General features: G+C 58.0%; 28 protein-coding genes. 17 read left to right on the plus strand and 11 right to left on the minus strand.

Annotated features, from left to right (window positions below):
* Positions 1-29: 29 nt before the first annotated feature.
* Entirely contained in the window at positions 30-770 is a 741-nt protein-coding gene (locus tag ACZ9BE_RS07355; protein ID WP_476249128.1) for a hypothetical protein, read from the minus strand.
* Positions 771-939: 169 nt separating this feature from the next.
* On the opposite strand from ACZ9BE_RS07355, the gene ACZ9BE_RS07360 reads away from it, so the two are divergent.
* Positions 940-1,236, plus strand: a complete 297-nt coding sequence (locus ACZ9BE_RS07360) for a hypothetical protein (protein ID WP_083386928.1) — start codon at positions 940-942, stop codon at positions 1,234-1,236.
* A gap of 55 nt (positions 1,237-1,291) precedes the next feature.
* On the opposite strand, the gene ACZ9BE_RS07365 is transcribed toward ACZ9BE_RS07360, so the two are convergent.
* Positions 1,292-1,738, minus strand: coding sequence for a hypothetical protein (locus ACZ9BE_RS07365; RefSeq protein WP_476249129.1), 447 nt, complete (start codon positions 1,736-1,738; stop codon positions 1,292-1,294).
* Positions 1,739-1,842: 104 nt separating this feature from the next.
* Positions 1,843-2,385, minus strand: coding sequence for a DUF4406 domain-containing protein (locus tag ACZ9BE_RS07370; RefSeq protein WP_476249130.1), 543 nt, complete (start codon positions 2,383-2,385; stop codon positions 1,843-1,845).
* A gap of 105 nt (positions 2,386-2,490) precedes the next feature.
* Here ACZ9BE_RS07370 and ACZ9BE_RS07375 point away from each other — a divergent pair, with 105 nt between their 5' ends.
* A complete protein-coding gene (locus tag ACZ9BE_RS07375) occupies positions 2,491-3,252 on the plus strand; it encodes a hypothetical protein (protein WP_476249131.1) in 762 nt (253 codons plus the stop codon).
* A gap of 30 nt (positions 3,253-3,282) precedes the next feature.
* Here the strand turns inward: ACZ9BE_RS07375 and ACZ9BE_RS07380 are convergent, their stop codons facing one another.
* Positions 3,283-4,137 (minus strand): DNA adenine methylase, encoded by an 855-nt coding sequence (locus ACZ9BE_RS07380; protein ID WP_476249132.1) that lies wholly within the window; start codon positions 4,135-4,137, stop codon positions 3,283-3,285.
* A 104-nt stretch (positions 4,138-4,241) separates the two neighbouring features.
* Here ACZ9BE_RS07380 and ACZ9BE_RS07385 point away from each other — a divergent pair, with 104 nt between their 5' ends.
* The gene (locus tag ACZ9BE_RS07385) at positions 4,242-4,646 is read left to right on the plus strand and encodes a hypothetical protein (RefSeq protein ID WP_476249133.1); all 405 of its coding nucleotides are present in this window, start codon (positions 4,242-4,244) and stop codon (positions 4,644-4,646) included.
* On the opposite strand, the gene ACZ9BE_RS07390 is transcribed toward ACZ9BE_RS07385, so the two are convergent.
* The 3 genes from ACZ9BE_RS07390 to ACZ9BE_RS07400 all read right to left on the minus strand — a co-directional run bounded on the left by ACZ9BE_RS07390 (position 4,643) and on the right by ACZ9BE_RS07400 (position 5,667).
* A complete protein-coding gene (locus tag ACZ9BE_RS07390; RefSeq protein ID WP_476249134.1) occupies positions 4,643-5,005 on the minus strand; it encodes a hypothetical protein in 363 nt (120 codons plus the stop codon). The genes ACZ9BE_RS07385 and ACZ9BE_RS07390 overlap by 4 nt on opposite strands.
* An 81-nt stretch (positions 5,006-5,086) precedes the next feature.
* A complete protein-coding gene (locus ACZ9BE_RS07395; RefSeq protein WP_476249135.1) occupies positions 5,087-5,398 on the minus strand; it encodes a hypothetical protein in 312 nt (103 codons plus the stop codon).
* A complete protein-coding gene (locus ACZ9BE_RS07400; protein ID WP_476249136.1) occupies positions 5,395-5,667 on the minus strand; it encodes a hypothetical protein in 273 nt (90 codons plus the stop codon). Before ACZ9BE_RS07400 ends, ACZ9BE_RS07395 begins: the two co-directional genes overlap by 4 nt.
* A gap of 460 nt (positions 5,668-6,127) precedes the next feature.
* On the opposite strand from ACZ9BE_RS07400, the gene ACZ9BE_RS07405 reads away from it, so the two are divergent.
* The gene (locus ACZ9BE_RS07405; protein WP_476249137.1) at positions 6,128-6,307 is read left to right on the plus strand and encodes a hypothetical protein; all 180 of its coding nucleotides are present in this window, start codon (positions 6,128-6,130) and stop codon (positions 6,305-6,307) included.
* Between the two features lie 45 nt (positions 6,308-6,352).
* On the opposite strand, the gene ACZ9BE_RS07410 is transcribed toward ACZ9BE_RS07405, so the two are convergent.
* The 4 genes from ACZ9BE_RS07410 to ACZ9BE_RS07425 form a co-directional block, all read right to left on the minus strand.
* On the minus strand, positions 6,353-6,607 hold the full coding sequence (locus tag ACZ9BE_RS07410; protein ID WP_476249138.1) for a hypothetical protein: 255 nt from the start codon (positions 6,605-6,607) through the stop codon (positions 6,353-6,355).
* Positions 6,608-6,624: 17 nt separating this feature from the next.
* Positions 6,625-7,017, minus strand: coding sequence for a response regulator transcription factor (locus ACZ9BE_RS07415; protein ID WP_476249139.1), 393 nt, complete (start codon positions 7,015-7,017; stop codon positions 6,625-6,627).
* A gap of 402 nt (positions 7,018-7,419) precedes the next feature.
* On the minus strand, positions 7,420-7,959 hold the full coding sequence (locus tag ACZ9BE_RS07420; protein WP_476249140.1) for a hypothetical protein: 540 nt from the start codon (positions 7,957-7,959) through the stop codon (positions 7,420-7,422).
* A gap of 37 nt (positions 7,960-7,996) precedes the next feature.
* Complete coding sequence (locus tag ACZ9BE_RS07425; protein ID WP_476249141.1) at positions 7,997-8,731, minus strand: XRE family transcriptional regulator; 735 nt, start codon at positions 8,729-8,731, stop codon at positions 7,997-7,999.
* A gap of 90 nt (positions 8,732-8,821) precedes the next feature.
* On the opposite strand from ACZ9BE_RS07425, the gene ACZ9BE_RS07430 reads away from it, so the two are divergent.
* The 13 genes from ACZ9BE_RS07430 (at position 8,822) to ACZ9BE_RS07490 (ending at position 15,051) form a co-directional block, all read left to right on the plus strand.
* Positions 8,822-9,031 carry a Cro/CI family transcriptional regulator gene (locus tag ACZ9BE_RS07430; RefSeq protein WP_476249142.1) on the plus strand — a complete coding sequence of 70 codons (210 nt, stop codon included), beginning with the start codon at positions 8,822-8,824 and terminating at the stop codon, positions 9,029-9,031.
* A gap of 223 nt (positions 9,032-9,254) precedes the next feature.
* On the plus strand, positions 9,255-9,917 hold the full coding sequence (locus tag ACZ9BE_RS07435) for a phage antirepressor KilAC domain-containing protein (RefSeq protein WP_476250126.1): 663 nt from the start codon (positions 9,255-9,257) through the stop codon (positions 9,915-9,917).
* An 11-nt stretch (positions 9,918-9,928) separates the two neighbouring features.
* Positions 9,929-10,705 (plus strand): helix-turn-helix domain-containing protein, encoded by a 777-nt coding sequence (locus tag ACZ9BE_RS07440; protein WP_476250127.1) that lies wholly within the window; start codon positions 9,929-9,931, stop codon positions 10,703-10,705.
* Entirely contained in the window at positions 10,705-11,469 is a 765-nt protein-coding gene (locus ACZ9BE_RS07445) for a replication protein P (protein ID WP_476249143.1), read from the plus strand. Before ACZ9BE_RS07440 ends, ACZ9BE_RS07445 begins: the two co-directional genes overlap by 1 nt.
* The gene (locus ACZ9BE_RS07450) at positions 11,462-11,671 is read left to right on the plus strand and encodes a hypothetical protein (protein ID WP_476249144.1); all 210 of its coding nucleotides are present in this window, start codon (positions 11,462-11,464) and stop codon (positions 11,669-11,671) included. Before ACZ9BE_RS07445 ends, ACZ9BE_RS07450 begins: the two co-directional genes overlap by 8 nt.
* Positions 11,662-11,964: a nuclease domain-containing protein gene (locus ACZ9BE_RS07455; RefSeq protein WP_476249145.1), complete on the plus strand. Its 303-nt coding sequence runs from the start codon at positions 11,662-11,664 to the stop codon at positions 11,962-11,964. The genes ACZ9BE_RS07450 and ACZ9BE_RS07455 overlap by 10 nt, the downstream gene beginning before the upstream one ends.
* On the plus strand, positions 11,961-12,092 hold the full coding sequence (locus ACZ9BE_RS07460) for a hypothetical protein (protein WP_476249146.1): 132 nt from the start codon (positions 11,961-11,963) through the stop codon (positions 12,090-12,092). Before ACZ9BE_RS07455 ends, ACZ9BE_RS07460 begins: the two co-directional genes overlap by 4 nt.
* Positions 12,089-12,520 (plus strand): VRR-NUC domain-containing protein, encoded by a 432-nt coding sequence (locus ACZ9BE_RS07465; protein WP_476249147.1) that lies wholly within the window; start codon positions 12,089-12,091, stop codon positions 12,518-12,520. Before ACZ9BE_RS07460 ends, ACZ9BE_RS07465 begins: the two co-directional genes overlap by 4 nt.
* A complete protein-coding gene (locus ACZ9BE_RS07470) occupies positions 12,517-12,891 on the plus strand; it encodes a hypothetical protein (RefSeq protein WP_476249148.1) in 375 nt (124 codons plus the stop codon). Before ACZ9BE_RS07465 ends, ACZ9BE_RS07470 begins: the two co-directional genes overlap by 4 nt.
* On the plus strand, positions 12,888-14,168 hold the full coding sequence (locus ACZ9BE_RS07475) for a tyrosine-type recombinase/integrase (protein ID WP_476249149.1): 1,281 nt from the start codon (positions 12,888-12,890) through the stop codon (positions 14,166-14,168). The genes ACZ9BE_RS07470 and ACZ9BE_RS07475 overlap by 4 nt, the downstream gene beginning before the upstream one ends.
* A 2-nt stretch (positions 14,169-14,170) precedes the next feature.
* Positions 14,171-14,485, plus strand: a complete 315-nt coding sequence (locus ACZ9BE_RS07480) for a hypothetical protein (protein ID WP_476249150.1) — start codon at positions 14,171-14,173, stop codon at positions 14,483-14,485.
* Positions 14,486-14,487: 2 nt separating this feature from the next.
* Positions 14,488-14,694: a hypothetical protein gene (locus ACZ9BE_RS07485; RefSeq protein WP_476249151.1), complete on the plus strand. Its 207-nt coding sequence runs from the start codon at positions 14,488-14,490 to the stop codon at positions 14,692-14,694.
* A gap of 3 nt (positions 14,695-14,697) precedes the next feature.
* Complete coding sequence (locus ACZ9BE_RS07490; protein ID WP_092272550.1) at positions 14,698-15,051, plus strand: antiterminator Q family protein; 354 nt, start codon at positions 14,698-14,700, stop codon at positions 15,049-15,051.
* Positions 15,052-15,139: the final 88 nt, after the last annotated feature.

Below are 15,139 nucleotides of genomic sequence, written 5' to 3' on the forward strand. Positions count from 1 at the left end.
GAAGAGGGTGCAGCCGAGTAAGCACTTGGTCACCATGGGGCAGCCTTCCTTACGTCCTCGACGGTGACGGTGTGGGGGATGACGTCCTTGATGGTGAAGAATTCAGGTTGGCAGTGCTTCCGCGCCCATGCCATGAGCGGCCGCATCGCCTGCACCAAGTCAGCCTTCGCGGCGGCGTCGAGCGTTGGGTAATTGTCGACCCACTCGCCGGCGTCGCTTTCGTAGGCGCGGTCGCACATGTGTTCGAGCAAATCGTCTTGGTCTGGCAGAAAGCTCGCCGGGTCGTCTTTACACTCGGTGCCGCGATAGACCGTATCGCCCTCGTATAGGCCGGGCCTGAAGCTGGCCGGGTGCCCGTCGCCGCAGCTGTCATGGCCGTAGTTGTCTTTGAGCAAGTCGGTCAGGCTGTCGTAATCCCACGAACCGTTCTCGCCGGTGAGCGACCACTTCTCGCCAGTTGCCGGAGCTTCATAGTCTGGAATCGAGTTCGCCGCAGCGATCGGTAGGGCCGCCCTGAACTGTTCGAGATATTCGGCTGGCTTCGATCCCCAGCGATTAAGCAGGCACTCGTCATCAACCGGCGCGCCTTCGTCTTCTGGCTCTCCTGACGGTTCGCCCGGCACCATGAAGAACTCACGCTCGACAGCCTGGAGAAGGTCGGAGAAGTGTTTGGTGTTTTCGATGTTGACCAACAGCGTCGACAGTTCGTGGTTGGAGCTGAGGCCGAACAGGTTGTAGATCCGGGCCAGCTCTGGCTTATGCTTGGGCATGACTTCGTCCTTGCCGCTATAGCGGCTAAAATATGTACAAGGGAATTGGAGCTGTAGAGGTATTGAAACCAGCCGTCCGTAACCGCTTCGGCGCCGTTGCGCTTCGTTCGATCAGGTCTATCTTTGGAGGAGTTTTAAGCCCCTATCAAGGAACAGGCAGGAGGGCGGTATGAGGCTTCGCGGCGACATTTTCTGGGCTTGGGCAGATCCCGAGATCCACAACCGAACACATGATGAAACTCTCAGTAATGGAACTCACATCGACGTGCAGGTCAGGCTATCTCGTACCGGCGAAACTCAAATGTTCATCGGTGTTTATGCTTCCGGTGGCATGGCGTTGCATGAAGAAACCGTTAACCCAAGTCCGGGTGAATCAATGACCAGAGCTATGGCTTGGGGCGTAAGCCGAGCTCGTCAGTTGGCTGCTGCTGGAAGTGCGAGTCCTAAGTCAGCGTCCTCGAAATAGCGGCTGACTTTGAAGGGGGAGGGAGTAATGTGGAGGGTGGAGTACGGATGTACTCCTATCGGGCAGTGGCGGACTTTTCCGCTTTCTTCTGCTGGCGAGCCCGGTGACGTTCGATTGGCCCATCAGGCAGAGCAGCGATTGCGTTGGCCGCCTTGATGAGCAAATTGCCTTGCTGCTCCAGCGCCTTTGGCGCGAAGTGTTTGAAGCGAGAGCCGGCCGGGTAATAGGTGTCGTACGCCATGCGGCTGCACACAGTGGATGCCTCATGGAGGCCATTATTGCGACCGTAGGCAATCAGGCTTTCGCGCTCTTGGGTCAGCTCATCAATCCGCTGATCCGCTGCGTTCAGGCGCTGCTGCAGGGACTCGATCTTTTCCCGGCCCGCCGCTTCACGCGCCAGAAAGATCGAGTAAGCCTCCTGCGAAACGCGCACCGAGCGCCCGTCGATCCCGAAGTCGACGCCACTGTCCGCCGCTTGCGAAGCTGGAAGCGTGGCCGGCACGGGAGTTGGCGCTTTGCCCGCGCCCAACCGACCAGGGCAATCAGGGGCATGACGTTCTGGCGCAGCTGAAAACCCAGCCGGGCAATCACAAAAGTTGAATCGGCTCATCCTGCAATCTCCATCGATACCAGATCATGGGCATTCACAACCTTCATGCCGAGCTCGCGGGCAATGTGCACTTCGAGCCGGGCGCCTTTCGAGTTCTCCCAGCCGGGCAGCACCGCGACCTGGCCGCAAAGTCCGAGGCGGGTCAGGTCGTAGGCCATGTAGTCGGCCCAGTCCGCACCGTCGACGACGCCGTGCTCTGCCGGGTTCTCGACGACGTAGCCCCGGGCGCGCAGCTCGGCGGCCATCTTGTTGAAGGCGGGGAAGTTGAAGTCTTCGAAGCCAGTCATCGGCCCGGCCAGGTACAAGCGGCTGGCGCGGCTGGACTGGAGCGTTACGACTAGCTCACCTGGCTGACTTCTACCGCTGAATGCCCATGCGGTAGGCCCCTGACACATCTCGCAAGCGAGGTTTCGCGTGATTTCGTCAATCGCTTCGCGATCAAGCTTCTTGCCGTAATGGTTTACCAACTCGTTGGCGATGGTGTGAACCATGGTGCCGAGACGGGTGGATTGTGGATCGAGACTGTCTTTGGTAGGCATACGCGTCCTATGCCGGGGCATGCCCGGGCGGTGGAGGGTGGTGGGTTGTTTCCCGGTAGGCTCTGCAGTTCGGCATAATCGCGACTCAACTCGGAGGATGCGGTCGTGATCAAGGACAAGGTGGTATGGGGTGGGTGTGTTGGTCTTTTTCTGACTGGCGCCTTGTTCGCTTATGGCTTCTCGGGAGAGAAAGCTGAAAGCTTCAAAATCGTTGACCTGTTCGCGATCATTTCTGCTGTCGCAACGGCCTTCGCCGCCTTCGCAGCATGGAGCGCAGCAAGCGCTGCTCAGAAGCAGTCTTTTGACGCCTCCATCTCAATACGACGCCAAACATACAGGATGCATTTTGAGTCATTTAACGAGTGGCTGGACGGGGTCGAGTCTTCGCTCAATATTGAGTTTTATCGCAGATACGAACTGTACGACACGATCTTCCCAGACAACCGAAATCCATCGCTGGGATTCAGCGAGGTCGGCGATCCCGAACTTGTTTCATGGCAGAAGGCTTTTAAACGTCTCGCCGATCTCGCATGCAAACCAATTCAACCAAGCAGGCGGGAGGTATCGACTTGGCTCGGCGATTTCGCGTCCCTTTCAGGGCACATGCATTACACGTTTCTAGAATCTGACAAGCTTCAGATATACCTTGGCGGCCATGTTCCATCCGGTATTTCGCCAGAGAACTTGAAGCGAGCACTACCTGTTATGGGTATGGTGTTGAGCGCGATTACGAAGTTTTCATACATCGAAGGCGATTCGTCTGCTCGAGGAATGTCGCTTGAGTTCGAGTACGGTTTCAATGAATTTATGGAAGCGATCATGGAAACCTCATGGCATCAGCATGAGTATAAAATGATGCCTATTTGAAGTCGGGCGCATTGTGCGAAGCTAGGTAAGCTAAGCTCGTTCGCCAAGATCCAAGCCGATCTGACTCACCCGATCGACACATGCCGTGCTCAGCCAGACGCACTCTGTTCGACTTGCAGTGCCGCGGCTGGCGCTGATCCGCGCCGAGGTGCTGTAGCACGCCCAGCCCGGCAGCATTTCTTCATACAGGTCGCTCGGGTATCCCGAAAGCACGACCATTCCTTCCAGCTCGAGCAAAACGCCAAGCAGTTCGCGGTGCGCCGCATCGTCCATTTCGTGCTTATAGTAACGGCCGCTCGATGCGCCTTTGTATCGGGTGTCATGCACGTAGGGCGGGTCGACGTAGTGCAATGTCTGCGACCCGTCGTGCGCCCTGATCACCTCGATCGCCGGACGGTTCTCAATCAGCACACCGCTCAGGCGCAGGCCAACTTCTGCCAACTGCTCAGGGTAGGTTGCCCAAAGTGATTGGGCTGTGCCGTATTGACGCTTCGTGTCGATGCGGAACCCCGAAACGCCCTTCGTTGCGCCGGCCGACCCGAACCCCATCTGGGCGCGGATGATTGTGCGCCTGGCTCGCTCGACTGGCTCGGCACTCGGCTCCCACGAAAGTTCGAACTCCTCGCGGGAGTAGGGCGTGAAGACCAAGCGCTCGGTGAGTCCCGATCGCGTAACCGGATCCTGCAAGACGCGGAACAGGTTGACGATGTCGCCGTCCAGGTCGTTGTAGACCTCAGCATACGATCGAGGTTTTTGCATCAGCACGCCGGCCGCGCCGCCAAACGATTCGACGTAGCAGGTGTGCGGTGGAAAATGTTGCAGCACCCACGGCGCAAGCCGGAACTTGGCACCGTGGTAGCGGATGACCGGTGCGGTGATGGTCATGAGTTATCTCCAGTCAGGCGCCGCCCTCCGTGACCGGTGGTGGCAATTTGGTTTGGGTTGGGGTATTACGGATGACCGGCATGGAGCCGGATCAAGGAGCGAAAATGCCAATTACGATCACATTCGATATTGAGAACGCGTCTGTCACCGACTCTAACGACCGCAACAGGATTTACGCAGCGTTTGAGAGGCTTGGCTGGGAAAATACTGGCGGATCAGCTTGGAGATACCCTGCGCTTGGTAGTGATAACCCTTCGGAAGACTGGTTTAACCATGTTGTGCCAGCCCTAATGTATTTCAGAAGTATGGTTGAACACGCTGGTTTGAATGTGACCACGTTTACAGTTGACGCGCATTCGGAAGCCGGTTTCCGAGGCAAACAACAGCCCACTATTGGCGCGCGGATCTTGCCGGCGACCCAAATTGAAATGTACGACACCACCGCAGACAAGCTATCGGAAGAGAGATTGAAGCGTTTTATATCCGATGCGGCTAACAGTCTTGCTTAGCGCTGTATAAGAGGCGGGATGACCTCATCGCCATGGTCGCCAGCCAGTTCAGCCATGCTCTCCTCATAAAACGAGCGCGACACCTTTTCTGATATCTCATAAGGTGTCGTGACACACTTGAGCATTTGGGCTTGGGTATCGAAGTCGGCGGCGATCAGGTTCATCAGCAGCAGCTGGTAAACCTCCCGCTGGTTGTTGATGCCATGCGCTGCCATGACCCGCTTGAGGTCTGGCTTGAACACGCCGGCCACCTCAACCGTAAACTTCTCGACGCCCAATGCAGCGTCCTTTGCTGCTGCCTTCTCGCGCTTCCTGCGCTGCTTCTTGGCTTCCTCCGTCAGTTCCTTTTCCTCGGCCATGGCCTACCTCTTCAATTCCGCTGGCCGGCAAGTCCAGCCAGGTCTGTTTGCGGCGCTGCTGCACCTGTTTGCTGATGCGCTTCATTTTTCGGCGAACGTAATGCCGTTCTCCTGGGCGATCAGCTTCACGCGGCTGATGCGCATGTCGAGCGCGATCGCGGCCATGGATGCGGTCTTGCCGGCTTCGGCCTGAGCCTTGACCTTCGGCGCGTCTTTGTCGCGCAGTGCACGCAGCTTCTTGCTGTGGGGCGTGGCACCGAACATTGGCACTTCAGCGCTGACGCCGGCCGGGATCTGTTGGGCGTGTTTTCCAGCGCCGAAGAAGTCCTCCAGCGCCCGGTTGATCTTTGCGGTTACCTCGTCGCGCGGATCAGGAAGTGGAACACCGATCACTGCACACCTCCCGCCGGCCGGTTGGCCTTCTCTTCGAATTGCATTGCGATGTCATACGCCGCCTTGAAGGTTTCACGGAAGGCGCGAGTCTTGCCGCTGCGCAGGTCAATGACCCGATACATCCCACCGCTTTCGCCGGACACTTGGAAGCGGACCTTCTTTGGCGGCATGACCTGGTCAACGCGTTTGAAGAACTCAAGCCGCGCGGCGTGGGTTTTCTGGAGCAGCACACCGAGTTCGTCGATGCGCTCTTGAAATGATGGATGCATGGCAGATGCCTCGGTGTGGGTTGCGTGTATTCGTCAGCACTCTGTGCCGCCTGCTCGTTGCCGTTGGGCGCAGGGGAGAGTGGTGACGGATAAAGGCGGGCGTAAAAAAGCCCGAGTCGCCCCGGGCTTTCGGTGGTGCCACGAAGACCTCCCTACGTGACAGCCTCCCAGGCTCGCTACTGGCGACAGCCTGGGTTTCAATCATCAGCGGTGACCTTGAGCTTGGGGTGGCCTACCGATTGCTCGGCCAGTGCGCGGTGACACCGACGGCCCAGATGTCCGCTGCCTGCTCATGGATTCTCGAGCGAATATGCAGGCTTTCTTCGCTACCCAATGTGAAACGTTCATCTATTTCATGATGGTTATCCTCCAGTGCGCGCCGTTGGCATCTTGGCGGGCGCTCGCCGTTCGCAGAGTGCTACTCTTGACACTCCTAAATTGAGCATCACAGAGGATGTGTATGAGTCAGGAGCGAAGCGGTACAGTAGAATCGATCGACACAGCAAGAGCGGTTGCAAACAAGCTCGCCCTGCATGGCGACTCAAAAGATGTGAAGGATGCTGCTACGGCAATCTTCTCTCTCTGCAACGTTGTAACAGTGCTTCTTGGCAGAATCGAAAAATTGGAAGCTGAGAAGTAAGGCAGCACCCTCGCCGCAGCGCTCGTGCTTCGGCGAGGAACTTGGTCATCGGCGCGTCGGCATATCCCGCTGAGGTCCGCCATTAATCGGTCCAGCTACTTCAGCAGCGCTTACGCCGGGACCGAGAATCTTGATTCGCCCTTCATCGAACCACTCGGACTTCATCACCTCGTTGGCATCCTTCCGGATTGGCGGAGCCAGGCAGTACTGGTCACATCCGGTGAGGTATTGCGCGCGGGCGGTGATCGTTCCGTAGAAGCCGGTGATTTTGTCTTCTGCCTTTTGTCCGAGTTCGATCATGGTTTTTCCTTCAGTGGTTATGCCGCGCGCTCAAGTGTTTCGGCGCGGCGTGTGATTCGTGTCTGGGCCATTCGAACGCTTGGTGGCCGGCGATCACGGCGGGCCGGTTCGACTGACTGGGTGTTGCTCACGGCGTTCACCGTCATCAGCGTTGCCAAGACGAAGCACATCGGCGATATGATCTGGCGCCGCATTGCTTCGGCGACCAGCGCCGCCCGCCGCGTAACGCCAAGCTTGAACATTGCGTTGGTGAGGCGTTTCGCGACGGTGGCGGGTGAGATGCCAGCTTCCCGAGCGATTTCCTTCGCGGTCAGGCCGAGGGCTACCGACAGCAGGAACTGAAGTTCTCGCGGTGCCAGTCCGCGTCCGAGGTGACCCTTCCATGCGCCGTTGACGATTTCGGATTCCATCGTTGTGACTCCCGGTTGTTTTCCCAATGCACCCGGCCAACCAGGTGCATCAGTGAAAATGTCCGTGTCCCTTCGGCGCTGCTGGCGCGGTACGGGCTCATTCAAATTGTTCACCTGGTCGCGGCTCAGCCCACCAGAACACTTTTTTTGATCGCTTTACGCTGCGCGCCTTGGGTAGTGGCCACCCATCTGAACCGTTGAGGCCGGCTCATCGCTGCCTTTCCATCTGGCCGGGTGTTATCCGGCGATGGGCAAAATATAGGGCAGCCTTTATTCTGCGTCAACAGGTATGCCTTTATTATTTAATTTTAGAGATGAAAAAAGTTGAGGCCCGCGGAATCATCGCTTTGGCGCGCAAAAAAAAGCCCAGCTTAAGCTGGGCTTTCGTCTGTGATGGACGACCTATTGGGTTGTGGAATCGCCGACCTTTTCAACTTTTGAAAATTTGAACAAGAAGTCAGGAGCAGTCATTTTCCCTCGCTCTGTCATGTTCTTCGGCTTGCCGATAGCCCCTGAGAACATGACAACGTTGCCCTCAGCCATCTCTGAAATCTGATCGTAGAGAGGTGTGCCGTTCTTTATGAGCGTGTTAGATCCTGAGTCTGACAAGCTGTTGTTCCACGTGCTGAATGTGATGTTGTCCACAAGGAGCTTGATTGTTATAAAGGCGTCGCCATCGCCGTTGGTGCCCAACTTTTCGATCGTGCCGTACCAGCCACTGATTTTTCTCGGGTCACCTTTAAGCTTTGACAGTGCGTCAAGGCGCTTCCTTGCAACTGTCGATTTCTTCAAGTCGTTAGGTGCCGCCTCGTACTGCGCGGAGTAATCCTGCACAGTCTCGATGAATCCCTTTTGAAAATCGCTGACCGTGACGGTCTTTGTTTCAGCGCTTGCCATGTTGCTGGCGGCCAGGAGAAGCAGGAGGCCTGCGATCTTCTTCATAATCATCTTCCATGTGGATGGTTCTGTGGGTGTCGCCTTACCAAAGTGCTGAAGACCAAAAGACTTTGCCTAAGACCACGATCTCTTTCTGAAGCATCTCTTGAATTGTGTACTCTTCATCCGGATGCTCATCACGGTTGAAGCTCCGCATGCGGATTCCCCCGCCAGCTAACCGATATAGAGTCTTCACCCTTAGTTGGCCGCCATGATCTAACGCGTACATTTTGCCGTCAGTAATATTTGTGCAGCCCCTGTCGACACCTACCGTGCTCCCGTGCGGAAGCACAGGCTCCATGCTATTTCCGGATACGCTCACGCAAACGGCATCTGATGGCTGTACACCTTGTCGACGCAATGTTGCTTTGCCAAATCTGAGCTTCTGTTTTGGAGACTGTTCAACGGCAGTGATTCCCGCGCCTGCGGACAGCTCTACTTCCTTGAGAAACGGCACGTACACCTCGTCGTCATCCAGCGGTGTGTCATCGTCCCACACATCCAATGGGCCGAGTAGTACCGCGTTTGATTCGATAGTCGAAGGCGCAATGCTGGCGTGAGGAGGGCGGTTGCCTTCTGGCGTGCCGGTCCCATCTGCAAGCCAGACAGGGTCAACCCCACAGATCTGGGCAAGCTTGATCAGGTGCCCTGATGTCCGAGTAAGACCGCGCTCGATCTCCGATACGGAGGCTTGTTTGATGCCTGCGCGCTCCGCCAATTCGACCTGGGTAAGGCCAGCGTTCTTGCGTGCGCGTTTCAATCTGTCTTTGAGTTCCATGCCCGACAATTTATAGGCCAGCCTTTAGAGTTGCAAAAAGGTATTCCTTTCCCTAATATAAAGGCATCCCTTTATCTGGGCGGAACATTGATGAACACCAATTTCAAAAAGCTCGTAGAGCATTTCGGTTCGCAGTCGGCGACCGCTGCCGCCCTGAACGTTAAACAAGGGTCAGTAAGCGGCTGGGTCAGAGGCCTTCACGGCTGCTCCGCTGAAGTCGCACTGCGCGCGGAGATCGTTACAGGAGGAAAAATTCGGGCTCGTGATTTGAGGCCGACTCTTCCGGACCAGGCTGCCTAACTGTCGAGCCAATTATCAGCTCATCGATGGGCAACGGCAGCACTCCGCGTTTAGCTGTTGATTCATCCAGTACATAAATGACAGACGCAAAAAAGCCGGTGGCTAGACCGGCTTCTTTAAAACGCACAACACTTGAGGGGCCATTATGAACACGAATATCACCCCCGGCAACACCCCCAGTGTCGCGACACATTTCAGTAACTCGCAAAACGTGTCGCGACACATGTCATCGCGTGAGATCGCCGAGGTTATCGGTAGCTCTCACGACAACGTGCTGAAAACCATCCGCTCGCTGGTTGCAAGGGGTGTCGTTTCTTCAAACGACACCCCCTATATCCATCCACAGAACGGTCAGGTCTATCGCGAGTTCCTGCTGTCTCAGCGTGACACTCTGGTTGTTGTATCCGGCTACAGCGTTGAGCTGCGCGCTCGCATTATCGACCGCTGGCAAGCGCTGGAAGCCCAGGCCGGCCAGTTCCAGATTCCGGCCACCTATGCCGAGGCGTTGCAAGCAGCAGCTGATCAGGCGAAGGACAACCAGACACTCCGACTGGTCATTCTCGATCAGGCGCCGAAGGTTGCGGCAATCAATCGCCTTGCAGCTGCCAGCGGTGCGATCTGCATCACCGACGCCGCAAAACATCTTCAGATCCAGCCTTCGAAGCTGTTCGCGTGGATGGAGCAGAACCGGTGGATCTTTCGCCGCCAAGGCTCGGGACGCTGGACTGCTTACCAGCCACGTATCACATCAGGTTGCATGGTCCACAAGGTGACTGCGCTGAAACCTAACCCAGAAACCGGCGTGGAACGCGCCGCTTTCGATCCTCTCGTTACCCCGAAGGGCCTTGCCCGTCTGGCCGAATTCAATATCGGAGCTTCGCTGTGAGCGTTCAAGCAATGTCATGGGCGCTCGGTTTGCCCACTCAAGTTCTCAAAGACTCCAGCGCTCGGCACGTGCTGCTGTGCCTGGCCAACTATGCCGGCTCGAACGGCACTGGTGCTTTCCCATCCGCTACCACCCTGGCCGACGACACCGGTCTGTCTGAGCGCACTGTGCGTTACAAACTGGACGATCTGGAGAAGTCCGGGCTGATCAAGAAGGGTAATCAGGCCATCGCCGCCGTACACATCGACCGTCATGACCGCCGCCCAGTCGTTTACGACCTTCAACTATCTCGGGGTGCAAATCCTGCACCCCGTTCTGATCGGGGTGCAAATGACGCAACGGGGTGCAACTCACAACAGAACGGGGTGCAGCCTGAGACAGAACGGGGTGCAGCGGCTGCACCCAATACGTCACTTAACCATCAGGTAACCGAAGAGCAGCTGCAGCAGCGCGAGATCGATTCCGCTGTCGTCGAGCAAGACCGGGCCGCCGTCGACTCGCAAGACGACCGCCAACGCTTCGCCATGTTCGCCACCTGGGCTCCGAACGAGAAGGCGCTGTCGGATCAGATCGCAATCGCCGGACTTCCTGCCGATGCGGTTCCTGACGCGGCGATCCGGGCGTTCATGGGGTTCTTCGTTGCCAAGCCATCGACCGTTGATACCTCGCCGGGCTGGTGCTACCGGCTGGTGCAGTGGGTCAAGCGCGAACGCGTCAAGGCTTCAGGTCAGGGCAAGACGCCTGACTTCGATGACACCAGCTGGGCGAACGATCTGGGGGACCTGTGATGGAAAACAACAAGCCACGCAGCACCGAACAACTGCTCAGCACGATGGGAAATTTGCCGCCGGTAGCGCTCGTTCAGCCGAAGCAGTTGCCGCCGGGCACCGCCGAGGTCGTGAACGCGCTGTTCAAGGAATTGCAGGCGATTTTCCCGGCTTGGAAACAGGCTTGGCCGGACGATGAAGCGCTGAAGGCTGCAAAACGCAGCTGGATCAAGGCATTCCTTGTGGCCGGGATCAATCAGCTGGAACAGATCCGCTACGGCCTGCAGAACTGCCGGCAGATCGGCGGCGACTTCGCCCCAAGCGTCGGCAAGTTCATCAAGTGGTGCCAGCCCACCCCCGAGATGCTCGGCATTCCATCGCATGACAAGGCGTTTCGCGAAGCGCTGGAGAATTCTCACCCGAGTCGTTTCGGCGCGCGCACCTGGTCCCACGCTGCGGTGCGCCATGCTGCGCTCCAGTGCGAGATGCACAACCTCGGGGATCTGATTCCGGAGAAGGCCAGCAAGGTTTTCGACCGCGCTTACGACATCACCATCCGCCGTCTCGTCCAAGGTCTGCCGCTCGAGGATATCGCCGTTGGCATTGGCCACGACGGCAGCAAGCCGCCGATCGAGCGGGCAAACGAACTCACCGAGCGAGTAGCGCAGGCGCAGGTGGCGCGAATGGGCATTCCGGCCAACGGCCAGGCTGCACGCGAGCAACTGCTTCGCCGTCTCGGTCTCACGCCATCGGATCGGGTCGTTGGGGGTGCTGCCAATGGCTGATTCCCGCCTTGCGCCGGTTGATCCTTCGGATTACCGCTACGCCGTCCACAGTTGCGGCTACAAGTGGGACCTGACGTGCCTGCCTGACCGCGCCGTCGCGCTGTTCGCTGATTCGGCCGCCGCCCTCCGGTTCGGTCAGTCGATGTGGCCATCCACTAGCGAAGTGATCGACATCACAACGGGGGAGCGGGTATGCGCGTGACCTCGAAGAAACTTCGCGCTTCGGCGAATGGGCAGGACTGCACGCTGCGCATGCCCGGTGTCTGCAACCACAACCCGGAAACCACCGTGCTCGCGCATCTGCCTTGCGGGCAGAAGGGCATGGGCATGAAGGGCTTCGACACAGTGGCGGTGTACGCGTGCAGCGCCTGCCATGACGTGATCGACGGCCGCGCCGCCGGACAGATCGATTGGCGGGACGTGCCGCGCGCGATCGCCGAAACCCATGAAGCCCTGATCAGGGCTGGAATTCTCACCGTGAAGGGGGCCGCATGATCGCCTTTCTGGAAAACAATCTGCTCCAATTCTATTTCGGTTCGCTTCTGATTCTGTTCGTCGCCTGCCTGTGGGGCATTTGGCGGTTGACCCGACGTGCACGCATGGTGCGTGGTGAGCGCGCATGAAGCCTGCTTCCATGAGGTTGTTCAAGACCAAGCCTGTGCGGGCCAAGCGGGTCGACCGTGAAGGTTTGGAGCAGGCCGCGCTGATCTCCGAGCTCCGCATTCGGATGCCGGAAATCGCCGACCTGATCTATCACGTTCCCAACGGTGGGCATCGCCTGAAGAAGGTGGCGGCTGATTTAAAAGGGCAGGGCGTCGCCGCGGGCGTTCCTGACCTAGTGCTGACCATGGCGCGGGGCGGCTACTTCGGCCTGTACATCGAATTCAAGGCGACACCGCCGAATGCCGCGCCCGTCTCCGACAGTCAGCACAAGTGGATTCGCAAACTGAACGATCAGGGATATCTCGCCATCGTCTGCCTTGGGCACTTCGACGCGATGGAGCAGATCCGCGCCTATCTTCGACTGGCACCTACAGTGGTGGCTGCATGAAGCTCGTTGACAATCAGCAGATTCAATCCGAAGCCCTCAAGCGGATTGGTTTTCCCAAAACCATGGATGCAGCCAGCCTGACAACCGCGAACTTCGACCGGTTGCTGCGGCAAATGGACGACCTGAAGGCTTCGGCCGGCCCGTTCCAAAATGTAGTGATCTGCGTGGATTGCCTGAAGATCCATGACTGCCCATTTGACGCCGAGTTTGAAAACTCGTTTTCCCATCGCCGGGTATGTGGACATTGCGGAAGTCGCGCCGGCTTTCGAGATGTTCTCGGGCGCTGGATATCGTTTGCGAGACCTTGGGCATTTTGGACTTGGGGTAGCGGCTGCTGGACGTTTGATTTCTGCACAGAGGTGAAACCATGAGCACCGCGGCTGTGAAGATCACCGAAGCCGAGATTAAACGCCAGGCCGCCGGCGGCGTGCATGACGTGCGCGACCTCGAAAACAAGGGCCTGTATCTGCGCTTCAACAAGGCCCGCACCGGTGGCTCGTGGTACCTGGTGTTGAAAGGCGAGTGGAACCAGATCGGCACCTTCCCCGAGCTGGCGCACAAGCAGGTGGTTGCCGCGCTACCGTCGATTCGCCTGCGTCTGGCGGCCGGCGAAGGCGCGAGCCTGTCGAAGTGGATCACCGTGGGCGAGCTGCTGGAGTGGTTCGCGGATCGCATGTCGCGCGATCGCAATCTGTCGACCAAACGCAAGAACACCGGCGCATCGATCATCAAGTGCCACCTGAAACCGCGCCTCGGTGAACTGCCGCTGATCGGCATCGACAAAGCTGCGCTCGACACCCTGTTGATGTGGCCGCTGCAGGAGACGGTTTCCATTGACTACGTGCGTTCGGCCTTCCAGTTGCTGGCCCTGGCATTCCGGCAGGCGGCCAAGCTGGGGATGATCACGTCCAACCCGATGGCCGCGATCCGGTTCAATGACTTCTCCAAGGCAAAGGTCGGCATCAAACCGTCCCGGCTGCGCGGTGTCCAGCTGGAAGGTCTGCTCGCGCAGTTGGCCGAGGTCATGGACAAGGCGCCGCTGGATTCGATGCTCGCGCTGATGATGCTTTGCCATGGCACGCGGATCGGCGAAACCCGGATGGCCCGCTGGTCGCACATCAGCCTGGCCGAACGTGAGTGGTTCATCCCGGCTGAGAACACGAAAACGGGTGTCGAGCATCACCTGCCCCTGACCGAGCAAGTGTGCGCGCTGCTGACCCGGTACCGCGAAGGCCAGTTCGCCCGAGGCTATGAGGGTCAATGCCTGTTCCCGGCGCGCAACGGTAAGGCGCTGGGTGAGGCTCAAGGTTGCGCTGTGTTCAGACGGCTGGGACAAGGCGAGTGGACCAGCCACGACCTGCGCAAGGTGGCGCGCACCGGTTGGGCAGACCTTGGCATCGATCACCTGATTGGTGAGCTGCTGATCAATCACGCGATGGGCCACAACGTGAAGGTGTACATCCAGTCGGACGTGATGAGCCGCAAGCGTGATGCCCTCGAGCAGTGGCACGCGCATCTAGATCAGAAAGGCTTTACGGCTATTCACGGATTGACCGGCTTTAGATTTGAAGATTCTGGTAATCCGCTGCAAGCCACAGAACATAAGGCCTGCAAGGCCATTGAAGAAACAACCATAGGCGAGGTTTAAAAATGGATAAAAAGCAGCATGGCCCCGCCTTTGTGCGCCGCCAGATCCCGCTCACCGACTGCCCGTCCTGTGCCGGGAAGGGGTTCGTCAAGGGCGTGTTTCATCAGCTCGACTGTATCGGCTGCCACGCTTCCGGCATGGTCCACGCTGAGACGTTGGAGCCGCTTCCGGTGGATGACCTGGTCGTTCAGCTCGGCATGCTGATCCGGCAAGAGCGCCACGTTGCGACGTTGCCGCGTGAGCCAATGACCATGGCGGATCTGTACCAGCAAACCAACCATCGCGGGCCTGGAGGCTCGGCCATTAAGGGGGATTGAGCATGCGAACCGCAGAACTGACAGAACACGAAGCGAAGGTCGCGCAGATGCTCGGCGATGCTTGGAACGAATACTTGAAGTTGCCCGTCGAGCATCCGATGGAGCGCCAAGAGTTTTGCACTGCTATTCACGCATGCCAGGACAAAGTTCTCGGGCGGGCTGGTCGCCATGCTTTTCATTCGGTGGCTTCTGCCGCCAAAGGGGATTGAGCCATGGCCTTCACACCGACATTTAAAGAACGTACCGCCGAGGATCTGCTGGAACATTGGGGCCGCTGGGTCGTGCTGGGCTCTGGCGTGTCCTGCTGCGCATCCCGCGAGAACACGATCCTGTCGCCGATGATCACCGATGACGACGCGCTCATGATTGACGGGCTGATGGGGCGCCTGCTGAAACGCTACCCAGAATGCGGTCAGGTGTTGATGCGCTATTACACCAGTCGTGACACCTCGCTGATGGAGGTGGGCAAGAAAATGAAGTTCGGCGAAGAGAAAACGCGTCAGCTCTGGAAGGCGGGTGTTGCGTGGATCGATGGGGCTTTAGATATTCGTCGCGAAGCCGCTTGACAGGGCCGGGGTCGATCTATAAATTTCAGTTACTTTGCGGTTTTTCCGCGTGCAAAGCCCGTCTCAGCGATGGGCTTTTTGCTTTCTA

This window comes from Pseudomonas sp. TE9122 (assembly GCF_056278925.1).